The following is a 17,634-nucleotide window of genomic DNA, read 5'->3' as shown; positions in this document are numbered from 1 at the left end:
GTCCAGTCGGGCCAGATCAAGGCGCTGGCGGTGACCAGCGCGAAGCGCGCCTCCGTGCTGCCGCAGGTGCCGACGCTGGCCGAGAGCGGCGTGCCGGGCTTCGACGTGGTGGCGTGGGGTGGGCTGGTCGCGCCGGTGGGCACGCCGAAGAACGCGATCGAACGGCTCAGCGCCGCGCTGCGCAAGGCGCTGGCCGACCCGGCCGTGGTGCGGGCCAACGCGGCGCTGTCGATCGAGGCGATGCCGTCCAGGCCCGAGGAGATGACAGCGCTGATGAAGCGCGAGACAGCGCGCTGGGCCGAGGCCGTGAAGCGCGCCGGCGTGAAGGGAGACTGAGATGGCGAACGAACTCTGGCGCTTCGGCGCCGCCGAACTCGCCGCGCTGATCCGCCAACGCGAGGTGTCGGCCCGCGAGGCGATGCAAAGCTGCCTGGGCCGCCTCGATGCGGTGAACCCGCGGCTCAACGCGGTGGTTGACCTGCGGCCCGACGAAGCACTGGCCGAAGCCGATGCGTCCAGATCACCTCGGTGCAGGGTCCGCTGGCGCGCAGCGTGGCCGATCTGCGGCTGGCCTTCGAGGCCATGGCCGCGCGCGATGCACGCGACCCGGCCTGGGTGCCGGCGCCGCTGGCCGGCCCTGCGCCCGCCGCGCCGGTGCGCGTTGGCCTGTGCCGGCGGATGCCGGGCTTCCACGCCGATGCGGCCGTCACGGCCGCGCTGGACCAGACGGCGCGCTGGCTGGAGGACGCGGGCTACCGTGTGGAAGAGATCGAGCTGCCGCTGTTCCGCGAGGCACACGACCTGTGGTTCAGCCTCACGCTCAACGACACGCGCCTGCTGGTGGGCGAGGCCATCCTGCGCGACGGCGACCTGCCGATCCAGCGCGCCTACCAGGCCATGCTGGCCTATGCGAAGGAACTGGACCTGCGCGGGTACCTCGAAGCCCTGGCCTCGCGCACGAAGATCCGGCGCGCCTGGTCGCTGCTGTTCCAGGACTTCCCGCTGGTACTGATGCCGGTCTCCTGGCGCACGCCCTTCGCGGTCGACGAGGATCAGCGTGATCCCGACACCGTGCGCGCCGTGCTGGAAGCCCAGAGCCCGCTGCTGGCCACCGCCATGCTGGGCACACCGGGCGTGTCGGTGCCGCTGCCGGGCCCGCGGCCGATGGGCGTGCAGCTCATGGCCGACTGCTTCCGCGAGGACCTCTGCCTCGCGACCGCCGCGGCGATCGAGCGCCGAACCGGCACGCCGCCCCCCGTCGATCCAGCCTGATCCCCCTCCCTCTCACGACGCCCGGCCCCCATGGGAGGTCGGCCGTTGTACGTTTCGTCTTACGCGGAGTCGGGACCGCGGTCGATACACTGCCCCGGCGAGCCCTGGCTCGGCGCACCGCAGCGACCATTCCGACAACGACCGGAGGCGAAGAGATGAACGTCCTGGACAAATCCATTGCGACCGGGTCGCTCGAGGAGATGGCCATCCTGCTGGATGCGCTCACGCGCCTGCGCAAGGGCGACGCCCGGGTCCGACTGCCGGTGCACTGGACCGGCCTGTCGGGCAAGGTGGCCGACGTCTTCAACGACGTGGTCGAGCAGAACGCCACGCTGGCGGCCGAGCTGGTGCGGCTGCGCCAGGTCGTGGGCAAGGAAGGCAAGCTCCGGCAGCGCGCGACGCTGGGCGAGGCGCGCGGCTTCTGGGGCGAATCGGTCGAGTGCGTCAACGCGCTCATCGACGACCTGGTGCATCCGACCACCGAAGTGGCGCGCGTGATCGGCGCCGTGGCCCAGGGCGACCTCTCCAAGAGCATGGCGCTGGACGTGGACGGACGGCAGCTCGAAGGCGAGTTCCTGCGCACCGCCAAGACCATCAACAAGATGGTGGAGCAGCTGGGCAATTTCTCTGCCGAGGTGACGCGGGTGGCGCGCGAGGTCGGCACCGAGGGCAAGCTCGGCGGCCAGGCCAAGGTGAAGGGCGTGGCCGGCACCTGGAAGGACCTGACCGACTCGGTCAACTCCATGGCCGGCAACCTGACCGACCAGGTGCGCAACATCGCCGACGTGACCACCGCGGTGGCCAAGGGTGACCTGTCGAAGAAGATCGACGTGGACGTGAAGGGCGAGTTCCTCACGCTGAAGAACACCATCAACACCATGGTGGACCAGCTGCGTTCCTTCGCCTCCGAAGTGACGCGGGTGGCGCGCGAAGTGGGCACCGAGGGCTCGCTGGGCGGGCAGGCGCGGGTGGAGGGCGTCTCCGGCACCTGGAAGGACCTGACCGACTCGGTCAACTCCATGGCCGGCAACCTGACCGCGCAGGTGCGCAACATCGCCGACGTGACCAAGGCGGTGGCGGCGGGGGACCTCTCCAAGAAGATCACGGTGGACGTGAAGGGCGAGATCCTGGAGTTGAAGAACACGGTCAACACCATGGTGGACCAGCTGCGCTCCTTCGCCGCCGAGGTGACGCGCGTGGCGCGCGAGGTGGGCACCGAAGGCAAGCTCGGCGGCCAGGCCGACGTGCAGGGCGTCGCCGGCACCTGGAAGGACCTCACGGAGTCGGTCAACTTCATGGCCGGCAACCTGACCTCGCAGGTGCGCAACATCGCCGAGGTGACGACCGCGGTGGCCGCCGGCGACCTCTCCAAGAAGATCACGGTGGACGTGAAGGGCGAGATCTCCGAGCTGAAGAACACCATCAACACCATGGTGGACCAGCTGCGCTCCTTCGCCGCCGAGGTGACGCGGGTGGCGCGCGAAGTGGGCACCGAGGGCAAGCTCGGCGGCCAGGCCGACGTTCAGGGCGTGGCCGGCACCTGGGCCGACCTGACGGACTCGGTGAACCTGATGGCCTCCAACCTGACCAGCCAGGTGCGCAACATCGCCGACGTGACCACCGCGGTGGCCCGGGGCGACCTGTCCAAGAAGATCACGGTGGACGTGAAGGGCGAGATCCTGGAGCTCAAGGCCACCATCAACACCATGGTGGACCAGCTCTCCTCCTTCGCCGCCGAGGTGACGCGGGTGGCGCGCGAGGTGGGCACCGAGGGCCGGCTGGGCGGCCAGGCCCAGGTGCGCGACGTCTCGGGCACCTGGAAGGACCTGACCGACAACGTCAACTCCATGGCCGGCAACCTGACCGGCCAGGTGCGCGGCATCGCCAAGGTGGTGACCGCGGTGGCCACCGGCGACCTGCACCAGAAGCTGACGGTGGAGGCCAAGGGGGAGATCGCCGCGTTGGCCGAGACCATCAACAGCATGACCGACACGCTCGCCACCTTCGCCGACCAGGTGACCACGGTGGCGCGCGAGGTGGGCGTGGAAGGCAAGCTGGGCGGCCAGGCCAAGGTGCCCGGCGCGGCCGGCACCTGGAAGGACCTGACCGAGAACGTGAACCAGCTCGCCGCCAACCTCACGACGCAGGTGCGGGCGATCGCGGAGGTGGCGACCGCGGTGACGCAGGGCGACCTGACGCGGTCCATCACGGTGGAAGCGCGCGGCGAGGTGGCGGCCCTGAAGGACACGATCAACGAGATGATCCGCAACCTGAAGGACACCACGCAGAAGAACACCGAGCAGGACTGGCTCAAGACCAACCTCGCCAAGTTCAGCCGCATGCTGCAGGGGCAGAAGGACCTGCTGACCGTCGGCCAGTTGATCCTGTCGGAGCTCGCGCCCGTGGTCGGCGCGCAGCAGGCGGAGTTCTACCTGCTGACCCCCGCCGGCAGCACCCCGCGGCTCAAGCTCTTCGCCAGTTATGCCTCGGGCGGCCAGCACGTGCACGGCAAGGAGATCGCGCTGGGCCAGGGCCTGGTCGGCCAGTGCGCAGTGGAGAAGACGAAGATCCTGCTGACCAACGTGCCGAGCACCGCCTTCCGCATCGCCACCGGGCTGTCCGAGGGCGCGGCCATGGACGTGATCGTGCTGCCCGTGGTCTTCGAGGGCGAGCTGCGCGCCGTGCTGGAGCTGGCCTCGCTGGAGCGCTTCAATCCGACGCACCAGGCCTTCCTGGACCAGCTGACCGAATCGATCGGCATCGTGATCAACACCATCTCGGCCAACATGCGCACCGAGGACCTGCTCAAGCAGTCCCAGTCGCTGGCCGAGGAATTGCAGAGCCGCCAGCAGGAGCTGCAGCAGACCAACGAGGCGCTGCAGGAGAAGGCGCGCCTGCTGGTGCACCAGAACCAGGAGGTGGAGCGCAAGAACCAGGAAGTGGAGCAGGCGCGCCAGGCGCTGGAGGAAAAGGCCGAGCAGCTCGCGCTCACCTCCAAGTACAAGTCCGAGTTCCTGGCCAACATGTCGCACGAGCTGCGCACGCCGCTCAACAGCCTGCTGATCCTGTCGGACCAGCTGTGCAAGAACAACGAGGGCAACCTCACGGCCAGGCAGGTGGAGTTCGCCAAGACCATCCACCTCTCGGGCAACGACCTGCTGATGCTGATCAACGACATCCTGGACCTGTCGAAGATCGAGTCGGGCACGGTGGCGGTGGAGCTGTCCGAGCTGCGGCTGGACGACCTGCAGCGCTCCGTGGAGCGCAGCTTCCGCCACGTGGCCGAGGCCAAGCACGTGGCCTTCGACATCCGCGCCGGGGCGCCACTGCCGGAGACCATCGCGACCGACGTGAAGCGGCTGCAGCAGATCATCAAGAACCTGCTGTCCAACGCCTTCAAGTTCACGCACCAGGGGTCGGTGGCGCTGACCATCGCCGAGGTGAACAGCGGCTGGTCGGCCGACAACGAGAGCCTCGGCCGCGCCGGCCGGGTGATCGCCTTCTCGGTTTCGGACACCGGCATCGGCATCTCGCCCGACAAGCAGCAGATCGTGTTCGAGGCCTTCCAGCAGGCCGACGGCTCGACCTCCCGCAAGTACGGCGGTACCGGGCTGGGGCTGGCGATCAGCCGCGAGCTGGCGCGGCTGCTGGGCGGCGAGATCCGCCTGGCCAGCGTGCCCGGGGAAGGCAGCACCTTCACCCTCTACCTGCCGCAGAGCTACAACGCCTCGCGCGGCACGCGGCTGGGCCGCCGCCCCCCCGAGGGGCGGGCCGAGGCGCGCAAGCCGGCGCGGCGCACCCAGGCCGCGGCGGCGCCCATCCCGGCGTCCCTTCCGGCGCCTGCGCAGCTGGACGTCGAAGGCGCGGCCGAGCTGCCGGCCGGGCTGAACGTCGCCGAGGACGACCGCGACAACATCCTGGCCGGCGAGAAGGTGCTGCTGGTGGTGGAGAACGACCTGGCCTTCGCCAAGATGCTGCTGCAGGCCGCGCGCCGCGGCGGCTTCAAGGGACTGGTGGCCACCAGCGGCGCGGGCGCCCTGGCGCTGGCGCGCGACCACCATCCGGCACTGATCACCCTGGACATCTTCCTGCCCGACATGGAAGGCTGGCGCATCCTCGAGCGGTTGAAGGCCGACCTGACGACCCGGCACATCCCGGTGTGCGTGGTCTCGACCGACGATGCGCGCGAGCGCGCGCTGGAGTCCGGCGCCATCGGCTTCCTGGCCAAGCCGCTGCAGTCCATCGACGAGGTCGACCTCGCGCTGGTCCCCCTGCGCCGCTACGTCGAGGCGCCGTTGCGCCGGCTGCTGGTGGCGATGCCGCCCTCGCCGCTGCGCGAGCGCTACCTGGCCGCCCTGCCCGGCGCCGAGGTCGAGGTGCTGCTCGCCGACAGCGCCGAGGCCGCGCGCGAGGCCTTGTGCACGCAGGCGTTCGACGGCCTCGTCACCGACGGCGCGGTGCCCGGCCTGCGCCGCGAGGACGTGGCCGAGTGGCTGGAAGAGGGCCGCCGCGATGCCATCCGGCCGCTGCCGATGCTGCTGCTCAATCCCGCGCCCGGTGGCCCCGTGCCGGGCTGGGAGCGCGGCGCCGGCGGCCCGGCGCTGCGCGTGGCGGACTCGCTGGAGCAGCTGGTCGATGCCACTGCCTTCATGCTCCACCGCCACACGCAGCACCTGTCCGAACCCGAGCGGCACGCGGTGGAGGCGGTGCACCAGGCCAGCGGCTCGCTGGCCGGCCGCAAGGTGCTGATCGTGGACGACGACATGCGCAACATCTTCGCGCTGGCCGCGGTGCTCGACGCGCAGGGCATGGACATCGTGTCCGCGGAGAACGGCCGCGACGCGATCCGCCTGGTGCAGCAGGACCCGGACATCGACATCGTCCTGATGGACATCATGATGCCGGAGATGGACGGCATGCAGACCATGCGCGAGCTGCGCCGCCTGCCGCGCGGCAAGGAGCTGCCGCTGGTGGCGGTGACGGCCAAGGCGATGAAGGGCGACCGCGAGAAGTGCATCGAGGCCGGCGCCTGGGACTACCTGTCGAAGCCGGTCGACACGGCCCACCTGCTGGCCGTGCTGCGGGGATGGCTGTGCAGATAGACAGAGACGGCGAGGACCCGTCGGACCTGCCCGGCATGCCGGAGCCGCCCGCCGGGGAGAAGGCCAGCATCCTGGTGGTGGACGACCTGCCCGAGAAGCTGCTGGTGTTCAAGACCGTGCTGGAGGAACTGGGGCAGGAGCTGGTGCTGGTGCGCTCCGGCGCCGACGCGCTGCGCGAGATCCTGCAGCACGAGTTCGCGGTGATCCTGCTGGACGTCAACATGCCCGGCATCGACGGCTTCGAGACCGCGACGCTGATCCGCCAGCACCGGCGCTGCGCGCACACGCCGATCATCTTCATCACCTCCTACGCCGACGAGATGCAGCAGGCGCGCGGCTATTCGCTGGGCGCGGTGGACTACATCCTGTCGCCGGTGGTGCCGGAGATCCTGCGCAGCAAGGTGTCGGTGTTCGTCTCGCTCTACCTGATGCAGCGCCAGGTGCGCCGCCAGGCCGATGCGCGCGCCGCGATGATGGCCGCACAGGCGGCGCGGCGCGTGGCCGAGGAGAACGACCGGCGCTCGGCCTTCCTGGCCGACGCCAGCCGCGCGCTCGGCAGCTCGCTGGACATCGAGATCGCGATGGAGCAGCTCGCGGCCCTGCTGGTGCCGCGGCTCGCGCCACTGGCGGTGGTGATGGCGAGCGATCCCGAGCTCGGCGCCAGCCGGCTGCGGGCCGCGGTCCAGGCGCCGGGCGAGGCGCCGCCCCGGCTCGTGGCCGCCTCGGAGGCGGCGCTGCCCGAAGGCGTGCGCGCGGCCCTCAAGGAGGCAGTGGAAGGACGCCGGCGCACGCGCGTCGAGCCGCAGGCGCTTGCAGCGCTCGCAGCTGCCTTCGCCGGATCGGCGGCGCCGGTGCCGCTGCGCGCCGGCGAGGCGGTGCCGCTGCTGCGCGGCGAGCGCGCGCTGGGGGCGGTCCTGATCGCGGAGACGGCCGAGGGGTCGGACCCCGGCCTCCCCGGCCTCGTCGACGAGCTGGCCGCGCGCGCCGCAGCCGCCCTGGAGAACGCCCGCCTCTACTGCGGCCTGCAGGCAGCGCAGGAGGAGCTGCAGCGCGCCAGCCGGCGCAAGGACGAGTTCCTGGCCATGATGTCGCACGAGCTGCGCAATCCGCTGGCGCCCATCCACACCGCCGTGGAGGTGATCCGCCGTGTCGCCGCGCCGCATCCCAAGGTGACCTGGGCGCTGGACATCGCGGAGCGCCAGCTGCGGCAACTGACCCGGCTGATCGAGGAGCTGCTCGACGTGGCCCGCATCAGCCAGGGCAAGATCGTCCTGAAGCGGCAGGTGGTGGACCTGCGCACGGTGATCGCGCAGAGCGTGGAGACGGTGCAGCCCTTCATCGACGGGCGCCGCCAGCGCCTGGCCACAAGCCTGCCGCAGCAGCCGGCCTGGCTCGCGGGCGATGCCGCGCGCCTCACGCAGGTGGTCGCCAACCTGCTGCACAACGCCGCCAAGTACAGCCCCGAGGACACCGACATCACCCTCGCCTGCGGGCTGGAGGATGGTGCGATCGTGGTGTCGGTGCGCGACCAGGGCATCGGCATCGAGGCCGCGCTGCTGCCGCGCATCTTCGACCTGTTCGAGCAGGGCGAGCGCGGCCTGGACCGCATCCAGGGCGGCCTGGGCGTGGGGCTGACGCTGGCGCGGCGCCTGACCGAGATGCACGGCGGGCGGATCGTGGCCTTCAGCGAAGGCCACCACCGCGGCTCCGAGTTCCGGCTGCACCTGCCCGCCACGGCCGGGCCGGCTGGGCCGGCCGAGCCGGCGCCGGGGCCTGCAACGGTTGCGGCCGCGCCGCGGCCGGATGCGCTGCGGGTGCTGGTGGTCGACGACAACCACGATGCGGCGGCCGGTGTCGCCGCGGTGCTGGAGCTGGAGGGGCATGCGGTGCGCACCGCGGCGGACGGCGAGCAGGCGCTCGCGGCGCTGGCCCTCCATCGGCCCGAGGTGGTGGTGCTGGACATCGGGCTGCCGCTGCTCGACGGCTACGAGGTGGCGCGACGCATGCGCGCGGTGCCCGAGGGCCAGGGGCTGCTGCTGATCGCCCTGACCGGCTACGGGCAGCGGGAAGATCGCCAGACCGCTTTCGGCGCGGGCTTCGACCACCACTTCGTCAAGCCTGCCGACGCGCAGGCCCTGCTGGCCTGCATCCGTCAATGGTCGGCGCAGCGCACCGGTCGCAACAGCAGCAACAACGGCACTGCCAGCGCCACCGCCTGAAAGAGCAGCCGCCTCAGGGTACCGGCGCCGCCAGCATGCGGTCCAGCGCCTCGAAGTCGATGGGTTTCTGCAGGTGGTGGTCGAACAGGCCGGGCGCGGCGGCATCGCCCGCGTCCTCCAGCCCCAGGCCCGAGACGGCGATCAGCAGCAGCGACCTCCCGCCCGCAGCCGCGCGAAGGCGCCGGGCCAGCTCGGCGCCGGAGAAGTCGGGCAGTACGAGGTCGACCAGCGCGGCATCAAAGGCGGTGGCGGTCGCGGCGTCCAGCGCGTCCTGCGCGCAGTAGCTGCAATGCACGGTGTGCTCCTCCAGCCCCAGCAGCTCGCGCAACAGGTCGGCCGCAGCCTTGTTGTCGTCGACGATGAGCACATTCACGGCGAGGTCCTCCAGGCAAGCATCCCAGTATGCGCAGGCGGCCCGGGGCGAGGCGTAGGAGGAGGCGCCGTCAAACAGCACGGCTCGCGCCGCGCAAGGCATTCGTCACACCATCCTGCAAGACCAGGCGTTCGCACGGAACGTCGTATCTCCGGATGCCACCTTGTCGAGCGGCGGGTTCGGGACCGACCGGCAGTTGATGACCCGCGCGCGCGCCGGCAGCCCGTCACATTCACCTGGCCCATCGCCGTTTCCCAGGTCGACTGGGCACGCGTGCCGAAGAACTGCAACCTCAGCAACACGCAGGGCGGTGGCGGCGTGCTCAGTAGGCCAGCTACGCACCCAGCGCCGGCTCCACCGTCCCGCTCACCTCGCCCAGCCCGATGCGCACCGCGCCTTCGCGCTCGCAGAAGCCGCGCAGGGTGAGCGTGTCGCCGTCCTCGAGGAAAGTGCGGCGCTCGCCGTTGGGGAGCTCGATGGGCTGCTTGCCGCCCAGCGTGAGCTCCAGCAGCGAGCCGGCCTCGTCGGGCCCGGGGCCCGAAAGCGTGCCCGAGCCCAGCAGGTCGCCGGGCTGCAGGTTGCAGCCGTTCACCGTGTGGTGGGTGACCAGTTGCGCCGCAGTCCAGTAGGCGGCCTCGCGCACGTTGCCGCGCGTGAGGCGCACCGGCGCTTGGCCGGCCTCGCGCATCTTCGCGGTCTGCAGCAGGACCTCCAGCACGATGTCGAGGGCGCCGGCCGCTCGGTTGGCCGGGGCGTCCAGGTAGGGCAGCGGCTGCGGGTCGCCGGCCGGGCGCTCGAAGGGGGCGCGGAAGGGGGCCAGCGCCTCCATGGTCACGATCCAGGGCGAAAGCGTGGTGGCGAAGTTCTTCGACAGGAAAGGGCCCAGCGGCTGGTACTCCCAGGCCTGGATGTCGCGCGCCGACCAGTCGTTGAGCAGGGTCACGCCGAACAGGTGAGCCTCGGCCTGGCCGATGGGTATCGGCTGGCCCAGCGCATTGCCCTGGCCGACCAGGAAGCCGAGCTCCAGCTCGTAGTCCAGCCGCTTCGAGGGGCCGAAGCTGGGCTCTTTCGCGTCGGGCGCCCGGGTCTGCCCTTGCGGGCGCTTGAAGCGCTGGCCCGAGATGGCGATGGACGACGCGCGGCCGTGGTAGCCGATCGGCACCCACTGGTAGTTGGGCAGGAGCGGCGCGTCCGGACGGAACAGGCTGCCCACGGTGCGGGCATGGTGGATGCCGGTGTAGAAGTCGGTGTAGTCGCCGATGCGACAGGGCACGGTGAGCTCCACCGCCGACTGCGGCAGCAGCGCTTTCGACCAGGCGGCCTGCTTGTCGCTGCCTTCGGCCAGGCCGGCCGAGATCGCGGCGCGCAGACGCTGGCGCGCCTCGCGGGTGTGGCCCATCAGCGCGTTCATGTCCTCGTCGCCGACCAGGCCGGTGGCGCGCAGGTCCAGCACCTGGTCGCCGATCGCGACGCCGATGCGGAAGGCCTCGCTGCTGCCAAAGGGGCGGAAGCGGCCGAAAGGCAGGTTCTGGATGGGGAAGTCGCAGCCTGGCACGTTGGCCGAGGCCACCCAGCTGCGCAGTTTCAGGTCGTGGGTGGGGTTGAGTGCGTCGGGGTTCATGGCTTGAATCGATCCTGGAGGCCGGCCCAGCAGTCGGCGTAATCGGTGTCCAGCGCGGGGCTTTGCAGGGCCCAGGCGCTGGGAATGAAACGGTAGCGGCACTCGAACATGAAGGCCAGGGTGTTGTCCAGCTTCTGCGGCTTCAGGTCGGCGTTGCTGGCCTTCTCGAAGGCTTCCTCGTCCGGCCCGTGCGGCACCATCGCGTTGTGCAGGCTGGCGCCGCCGGGCTTGAAGCCGCCCGGCTTGGCGTCGTACTCGCCGTAGACCAGGCCCATGAACTCGCTCATCAGGTTGCGGTGGTACCAGGGCGGACGGAAGGTGTCCTCCATGACGAGCCAGCGCGGCGGGAAGATCACGAAGTCGCAGTTCGCGGTGCCGGGCGTGTCCGAGGGCGAGGTCAGCACGGTGAAGATCGACGGATCGGGATGATCGAAGCTGATCGAGCCGATGGTCATGAAGTTGGCGGTGTCGTACTTCACCGGCGCCAGGTTGCCGTGCCAGGCGACCACGTTGAAGGGCGATTGCTTCATCGGCGCGCGCCACAGGCGGCCGGCGGATTTCTTGACCAGCTCGTAGGAGCCCGCATCGTCCTCGAAGGCCGCCACGGGCGCGAGGAAGTCGCGCGCGTTGGCCAGGCCGTTGGAGCCGATCGGGCCCAGCTCGGGCAGGCGGAACTGGGCGCCGTAGTTCTCGCACAGGTAGCCGCGCGAGGGACCGTCGGGCAAGCCGACCTTGAACACCACACCCCGCGGCACGAGCGCGATCTCGCCCGGCTTGAGCTCGAGCACGCCCATCTCGGTGGTGAGCACCACGCGGCCCTGCTGGGGCACGAACAGCATCTCGCCGTCGGCATTGACGAAGGCGCGGCGCTCCATCGAGCGGTTCGCCAGGTAGACATGCGCGGCCACGCCCGTCTGGGCCTCGGCGTCGCCGTTGGCCGCCAGCGTCCGCACGCCATCGACGAAGTCGACCTCGGCGTTCTCCAGCGGGATGGGATGCCAGCGCATCGGCTCGGGCGCGAGGATGACCTCGCGGTCCGGCCCGGTCTGCCAGTAAGGCTGCGCATAGGGCTGGTAGCGGCCCGAGACCACCGAGGGCTGGCGGCGGTACAGCCAGCTGCGGCGGTTCTCGTGGCGCGGCGCGGTGAAGGCGGTGCCGGAGATCAGCTCGGGGTACAGGTCATGGGGCGCGCGCTGCGGGCTGTTGCGGCCCTGCGGCAGGGTGCCGGGCACGGCCTCGGTGGCGTATTCGTTGCCAAAGCCACTCTGGTAGCGCAATGCGTCGGTGCTCATGGGTCTCCTTTCCGTCGGGTTCAAGGTTCAATCCACGCGGATGTTGTTGGCCTTGATCAGGCGCCCCCAGCGCTCGCGCTCGGCCTTCACGTAGCTTGCCATGTCGGCCGGCGAGCCGGGAAGGCCTTCCACGCCGAGCGCATCGAAGCGCGCCTTGACCGCGGGCGAGGCCAGCGCCTCCTGCAGGGCCTTGGCGTAGCGTGCCACCGTGGCGTCGGGCGTGCCGGAGGGCACGGTGAGGCCCTGCCAGGCATAGGCCTCGTAGCCGGCCAGGCCCTGCTCCATCAGCGTGGGCACGTTGGGCAGCGAGGCGATGCGCCTGGCGCTCGCCACGCCGATCGCCTTGACCTTGCCGGCCTGCACGAACGGGTTGCCGCTGGCCGTGTCGACCAGCATGAAGGGCACCTGCCCGCCCAGCACGTCCTGCATCGCCGGCGCGGCGCCGCGGTAGGCCACGTGGGTGAGCTTGAGCTCGGCCTTCTCGCGCAGCAGCTCGGCTGCCAGGTGGTGCGGGCTGCCGACGCCGGCCGAGCCGTAGTTGACGCCGCCGGGCTGCGCCTTGGCCCAGGCCACGAACTCCTTCCAGTTGTTCGCGGGCACCTGCGGGCCGACCACCAGCACGAGCGGGAAGCGCGCGAGCAGGCCGACCGGCTTGAGCTGTTTCTCGGCGTCGTAGCTCAGCTTGGTGAAGAGGAAGGGATTGGCCGCCAGCGTCGCGAAATCGGCCGTGAACAGGGTGTGCTCCACGTCCCGGGCGCGCACCGCGTACTCGGCCGCGATGTTGGTGGCCGCGCCCGGCTTGTTGTTGATGACGAGGGGGGCCCCGAGGCTCTTGCCCATGGACTCGGCGGTGGCGCGCGCCACCGAATCGGAACCGCCGCCTGCGGCGTAGCCGACCACCCATTCGATGGGCTTGCCATCCTGGGCGACGGCGGCAAAAGAGAGTGCGGCCAGGCCGAGGGCGGCCAGGGTCTTGCGGATCATGGGTCGTGTCTCCGGTGGATCGAAAAATTCTTCAGGCGCGGGCCGCCTCGAGGGCCTCGCGCAGCACGGGCAGCGCGCCGATGTGGTTGGCCAGCACCAGCACCAGGCGGGCGTTGAAGGCCTGGCTTTCTTCGATCGACAGGCCCTGGTGGGCGTCGAGCAGGGCCTCGTAGAAGTCGTCCGGCGCGTCCAGGTTCGGCGTCAGGATCAGGTGGTCGTTGGACATGGTCAGGGTCCTCTCAAGCCTTGGCGAGGGCGCGTGCGTGGGCAGCCCGGATCCGGTCGGCCGTGGGGCTGCGCCAGCGGGCGCACACGTGCTGGTCGGGGCGCATCAGGTAGGTGGTGCCGGGCCGCGCGTCGTAGCGCTGCGCGGCCAGCGCATGGGCCTCGTCGAGCGGGACGCGCACCACGGCGGCGGGCACGTCCGACTCGGCCAGCGCGCGCAGGCTGGCCTCGGCAGCGGCGCCGTCGCCGAACACCAGCGCGGCAAAGCCGCCATCGGTGCCGAGCGTGTTCAGCAGCCAGCCGCCCGCGCCGAAGGGCGCATCGGCCGCCACGGCGCCGGGCACCATGCGCCCCGCGAAGCCGTCGCCGTCCGGCGTGTTGAGCGTCGAGCCGTGCAGCGTGGCCGGCACCGACAGCCGCCCGCTGTTGACCAGCGAATGCGCGAAGGCATGGCGCCGGGCCAAGTGCAGCACGGCATCGCGGAACAGCCGGCTCACTTCGCTCTTGGGCGTGATGAAGTCGGTGGCGCGGGTGGAGTTGCGGATGTTCTCGTCGGCCGCGTACTCGCGCTCGCGGGCGTAGCTGTCCAGCAGCGCATCTGGCGCGTCGCCGCGCAGCACCGCGGCCAGCTTCCAGGCCAGGTTGTCGGCGTCCTGCACACCCGAGTTGGCACCGCGCGCGCCGAAGGGCGAGACGCCGTGCGCCGAGTCGCCGGCGAAAAGCACGCGGCCATGGCGGAAGGCCTCCATGCGCTGGCAGGCGAAGGTGTAGACGCTGGCCCATTCGAGCTCGAACTCCGCGTCCTTGAAGGGCGAGGCGGCCAGCAGCGCCTTGACGCGCGGGATGATGTTCTCGGGCTTCTTCTCCACCTCCGGGTCGGCGTCCCAGCCGAGCTGGAAGTCGACGCGCCACACGCCATCGGGCTGCATGTGCAGCAGCACGCTCTGGTTGCGGTGGAAATGCGGGTCGAACCAGAACCAGCGCTCGGCCGGGAAGTCGGCCTTCATCTTCACGTCGGCGATCAGGAAGCGGTCCTTGAAGATGCGGCCCTTGCTTTCCTGGCCGATCAGCTGGCGCACCGCCGAGCGGGAGCCGTCGCAGGCGGCCAGCCAGCCGGCCTGCAGGCGGTAGCTGCCCTCGGGCGTCTCGACCGTCACCAGGGCGTGGTCCGCATGCTGCTCGACGCCGGTCACCTTGTGGTTCCAGCGGATGTCCAGCAGCGGCAGCTCGGCCGCGCGCTCGGCCAGGTAGCCCTCGACGTAGTACTGCTGCAGGTTGATGAAGGCCGGGCGGTGATGGCCGGCCTCGGGCAGCAGGTCGAACTCGTAGATCTGCGCGTCCTGCAGGAACACGCGCCCCAGCTTCCACGACACGCCCTTGGCCGTCATGCGCTCGCCGCAGCCGAGCCGGTCGAAGATCTCCAGCGAGCGCTTGGCGAAGCAGATGGCCCGCGAGCCGGTGGACAGCTTGTTGTCGTTGTCCAGCAGCACCACCGGCACGTTGCGCTGCGCGAGGTCGATGGCCAGCGCCAGGCCGACCGGGCCGGCGCCGACCACGACCACCGGATGGCGTGCGGGCGAGGCCGCATCCTGGTCGGGATGGTGCCGGTAGTCGAAAGTGACTTTCTGATAGTCGAGCGGTTCCCCGCCGACCGACGCGAGGTCGTTCAGCTTCACGGTTGTCTCCTGCGGGCGAAAAGGGACTCAGCCTTCCAGCGTCTTCCACATCTCGACGTCGCGCTCGGCGGTCCACACGCGCGGGTCGGCGTACTTCGTGGCCTCGTCGTAGCAGCGCGTCACGTCGAAGGGCATGCAGTGGTCGAAGATCACCCAGTGGCCGTATTTGGGCTTGAGCTTGGCGTAGGTGTCCTTGTAGACCGCGTTGAGGTCCTTGCCGGCCTTCGTGCCCTCGGACACGCTGGCATAGACGTCGGCGATGAAGTCGCGCGTGCCGGCCAGGCCCTTGGCCACCTCTTCCGGCGTGGTGAGCGCGGCGCCGCGGCCGGGCACCAGGGCCCTGGGCTTCAGGGCGGCGATGTTGTCCAGCGTCTGGGGCCAGTCCTTGAAGTAGGCGTCGCCGGCATAGGGCGTGGCGTCGAACTCGACCAGGTCGCCCGACAGCAGGGCCTTCTCGCCCGGCAGCCAGACCACGGTGTCGCCCTTGGTGTGGCCGCGGCCGAGCTGCAGCAGCTGGACTTCGAGCTTGCCCAGCCAGAGGGTCAACTTGCCGGTGAAGGTCATGGTGGGCCAGGTCAGGCCCGGGGGCACGCTCTCGACGTTCTGGAACAGGCGCGGGAAGCGGCCGATCTCGCTGGCCTTGTCGGCCTCGCCGCGTTCGACGATCAGGTCGTAGGTGTCCTGGCTGGCCAGGATGTGCTGCGGCTGGTAGGCGCTGGCACCCAGCACGCGCACGGCGTGGTAGTGGGTCAGCACCACGTATTTGATCGGCTTGTCGGTGACCTCGCGGATGCGGCGGATCACGTCGGCGGCCATGGCGGGGGTGGCCTGGGTGTCGGCCACCAGCACGGCGTCGTCGCCAATGATGATCCCGGTGTTGGGATCGCCCTCGGCCGTGTAGGCCCAGGCGTGCTCCGAGATCTGGCTGAAGGTGACTTTCTTTTCTTCGAGGTCGGCCTGGCTGGCGAAGGCCTTGGTGGTCTGGGTCTGGCTCATCGGGGTGTCTCCTGTTTATTCGTCTAAAACAAATTGGTTTGCAAGGAACGAATGACGGCAGTGTAGTCGGCTTTTTGGATCATGTCTAATGCCTTCTGCATGAACGAACGACGGAGCGGCCATGGCCTCTGACAGCGGCGACCGCGCGCAGCGCGGCATCCAGAGCATCGAAGTGGGCGGCCAGCTGTTGCGTGCCCTGGTGCACCACGGCCGGCCGATGGCCTTGAAGGACCTCGCGCGCGAGGCCGAGATGTCGCCCGCCAAGGCGCACCCCTACATGGTCAGCTTCGGCCGGCTCGGCTTGATCGAGCAGGACCGCGCCAGCGGCCACTATCTGCTCGGCCCGCTCGCCTTGCAACTGGGGCTGATCAGCCTTCAGCAGGCCGATCCGGTGCACCTGGCAACGCCGCTGGTGAGCGCGCTGGCGCAGGAGATCGGCCACACGACGGCCATCGTCGTGTGGGGCGACCGCGGCGCCACCATCGTGCGGGTGGCCGAATCGCCGGCCGCGCTGCACATGAGCATGCGCCACGGCACGGTGTTCTCGCTCGCCAGCACGGCGTCGGGACGGCTGTTCGGCGCGTACCTGCCGCCCGAGGAAGTGAAGCGCATGCTGGAGAAGGATCGCCGCCGCGAGAAGAGCAGCGGCCCGGCGCCCGAAAGCCACGTCGGCATGCCGCCCGCGCCGCCCGTGCCGGACTGGAAAGGCTTCGAGGCCCAGCTGCACGCGGTGCGCGAGCACGGCATGAGCCGCTCCGACGGCGAGATCGTGCCGGGGGTGAGTGCGATGTCGGCGCCGGTGTTCGACCACACCGGGGCGATCGCGCTGGCGATCACGGCGATCGGCACCACGGCGGTGTTCGATGCGAGCTGGGACGGGCCGGTGGCGCGGGCGTTGAAGCGGTGTGCGAGCGAAGTGTCGCAGCGCTTGGGGGCGGCGGGGCGCTGAGGCGCGGCCTCAGCCGCCACCAGCAGCAGCAGCAGCGACGCGCGCGGCCTTGAGCGCACGCCCGCGCTCCAGGCTCTCCGCCGGCCAATGCTCCGCACTCCGGTAGTACTCGTACACCGCCGGCACGCCCTCCGGCAGTTGCACCCACGGCTGCTTCGACATCGTGAAAATGTGGATGTCCGGCGGCAGGTGGTCCGGCATGTCCAGCGTGCCCACGCGCACGAAGCACACCGCCTCGCCGGAACCGGCGTAGTGGCTCCACAGCGCGACGCGGCACTGCGGGCAGCGCGCGATCTTCTGGCCCTTGCCGCTGTGAGATGGCGTCAGCACCAGCTCGACCTCGCCCTGCAGCCGCTCGATGCGGTCGGCCTCGATCATCGCGTTGAGGGCGAAGGCGCTGCCGCTCTCGCGCTGGCACCAGCGACAGTGGCAGCAGTGGACGAAGAGCGGGCGCGTCGTCATCCGGTAGCGCACCGCGCGGCAGGTGCAGCCGCCTTCGAGCGGGAAGGGAGGCTCAGGGCTCACTTGGAGCGCCCGTCGAAGTGCTGCACGGGCACCTTCTCCAGGTCGATGCCCTCCAGGCAGCGGATGTTGATGGCCGCCATCTTGTTGCCCTTCGGATCGGCGCCCTCGCCGAAGGGATGGATGCCGCAGACGCCGCAGAAGCGGTGCGAGATCACGTGCTTGTTGAACAGGTAGGTGCTCATGTCCTCGGGCGGGGTCTTGAGCACGAGCTTGTCGTGCGGCACGAACCACATCAGGGAGCCCTTGCGCTGGCATATGGAGCAGTTGCACGCCATTGCGCCCTGGATCTCGCCCTCGACCTCGAAGGCGATCCGGCCGCAGTGGCAGCTACCTTGGTATTTCATCGTTGTCTCCAAAAAAGAAATGCGCGGACCGCCGAGTATGCGGACCGCGCAGTGCG

Annotated in this window: 13 protein-coding genes and 1 pseudogene; 5 read left to right on the top strand and 9 right to left on the bottom strand. The window is 70.3% G+C overall.

Annotated features, from left to right (window positions below; translation table 11 throughout):
- Positions 1 to 12: 12 nt before the first annotated feature.
- The 4 genes and pseudogenes from A8M77_RS02370 to A8M77_RS02355 all read left to right on the top strand — a co-directional run.
- Positions 13 to 336: pseudogene (locus tag A8M77_RS02370) on the top strand (Bug family tripartite tricarboxylate transporter substrate binding protein); the annotation flags it as partial.
- 192 nt (positions 337 to 528) lie between these two features.
- Positions 529 to 1,272 carry an amidase family protein gene (locus A8M77_RS02365; RefSeq protein ID WP_238136677.1) on the top strand — a complete coding sequence of 248 codons (744 nt, stop codon included), beginning with the start codon at positions 529 to 531 and terminating at the stop codon, positions 1,270 to 1,272.
- Between the two features lie 155 nt (positions 1,273 to 1,427).
- Complete coding sequence (locus tag A8M77_RS02360; protein ID WP_086919950.1) at positions 1,428 to 6,374, top strand: HAMP domain-containing protein; 4,947 nt, start codon at positions 1,428 to 1,430, stop codon at positions 6,372 to 6,374.
- The gene (locus tag A8M77_RS02355; RefSeq protein WP_158100870.1) at positions 6,365 to 8,593 is read left to right on the top strand and encodes a hybrid sensor histidine kinase/response regulator; all 2,229 of its coding nucleotides are present in this window, start codon (positions 6,365 to 6,367) and stop codon (positions 8,591 to 8,593) included. Before A8M77_RS02360 ends, A8M77_RS02355 begins: the two co-directional genes overlap by 10 nt.
- A 13-nt stretch (positions 8,594 to 8,606) precedes the next feature.
- On the opposite strand, the gene A8M77_RS02350 is transcribed toward A8M77_RS02355, so the two are convergent.
- The 7 genes from A8M77_RS02350 to A8M77_RS02320 all read right to left on the bottom strand — a co-directional run bounded on the left by A8M77_RS02350 (position 8,607) and on the right by A8M77_RS02320 (position 15,760).
- Entirely contained in the window at positions 8,607 to 8,966 is a 360-nt protein-coding gene (locus A8M77_RS02350) for a response regulator (protein ID WP_192871535.1), read from the bottom strand.
- A 334-nt stretch (positions 8,967 to 9,300) separates the two neighbouring features.
- Complete coding sequence (gene fahA, locus A8M77_RS02345; protein WP_086919947.1) at positions 9,301 to 10,587, bottom strand: fumarylacetoacetase; 1,287 nt, start codon at positions 10,585 to 10,587, stop codon at positions 9,301 to 9,303.
- On the bottom strand, positions 10,584 to 11,879 hold the full coding sequence (gene hmgA, locus A8M77_RS02340; RefSeq protein WP_086919946.1) for a homogentisate 1,2-dioxygenase: 1,296 nt from the start codon (positions 11,877 to 11,879) through the stop codon (positions 10,584 to 10,586). The genes fahA and hmgA overlap by 4 nt, the downstream gene beginning before the upstream one ends.
- A 27-nt stretch (positions 11,880 to 11,906) precedes the next feature.
- Positions 11,907 to 12,863, bottom strand: a complete 957-nt coding sequence (locus A8M77_RS02335) for a Bug family tripartite tricarboxylate transporter substrate binding protein (RefSeq protein WP_086919945.1) — start codon at positions 12,861 to 12,863, stop codon at positions 11,907 to 11,909.
- 31 nt (positions 12,864 to 12,894) lie between these two features.
- Positions 12,895 to 13,089, bottom strand: coding sequence for a DUF2783 domain-containing protein (locus tag A8M77_RS02330; RefSeq protein WP_086919944.1), 195 nt, complete (start codon positions 13,087 to 13,089; stop codon positions 12,895 to 12,897).
- Positions 13,090 to 13,102: 13 nt separating this feature from the next.
- A complete protein-coding gene (locus A8M77_RS02325; protein WP_086919943.1) occupies positions 13,103 to 14,764 on the bottom strand; it encodes an FAD-dependent oxidoreductase in 1,662 nt (553 codons plus the stop codon).
- A 27-nt stretch (positions 14,765 to 14,791) separates the two neighbouring features.
- A complete protein-coding gene (locus A8M77_RS02320; protein ID WP_086919942.1) occupies positions 14,792 to 15,760 on the bottom strand; it encodes an MBL fold metallo-hydrolase in 969 nt (322 codons plus the stop codon).
- 121 nt (positions 15,761 to 15,881) lie between these two features.
- On the opposite strand from A8M77_RS02320, the gene A8M77_RS02315 reads away from it, so the two are divergent.
- A complete protein-coding gene (locus tag A8M77_RS02315; RefSeq protein WP_086919941.1) occupies positions 15,882 to 16,709 on the top strand; it encodes an IclR family transcriptional regulator in 828 nt (275 codons plus the stop codon).
- Positions 16,710 to 16,718: 9 nt separating this feature from the next.
- Here A8M77_RS02315 and A8M77_RS02310 read toward each other — a convergent pair whose 3' ends face one another.
- A complete protein-coding gene (locus A8M77_RS02310) occupies positions 16,719 to 17,234 on the bottom strand; it encodes a GFA family protein (protein ID WP_443269968.1) in 516 nt (171 codons plus the stop codon).
- Complete coding sequence (locus A8M77_RS02305; protein ID WP_086919940.1) at positions 17,231 to 17,578, bottom strand: GFA family protein; 348 nt, start codon at positions 17,576 to 17,578, stop codon at positions 17,231 to 17,233. Before A8M77_RS02305 ends, A8M77_RS02310 begins: the two co-directional genes overlap by 4 nt.
- Positions 17,579 to 17,634: the final 56 nt, after the last annotated feature.

The organism is Variovorax sp. JS1663 (genome assembly GCF_002157355.1).
Taxonomy (GTDB): domain Bacteria; phylum Pseudomonadota; class Gammaproteobacteria; order Burkholderiales; family Burkholderiaceae_C; genus Variovorax.
Note: the sequence above shows the minus strand (reverse complement) of the source record. Positions and strands in the feature narration are given on the sequence as shown.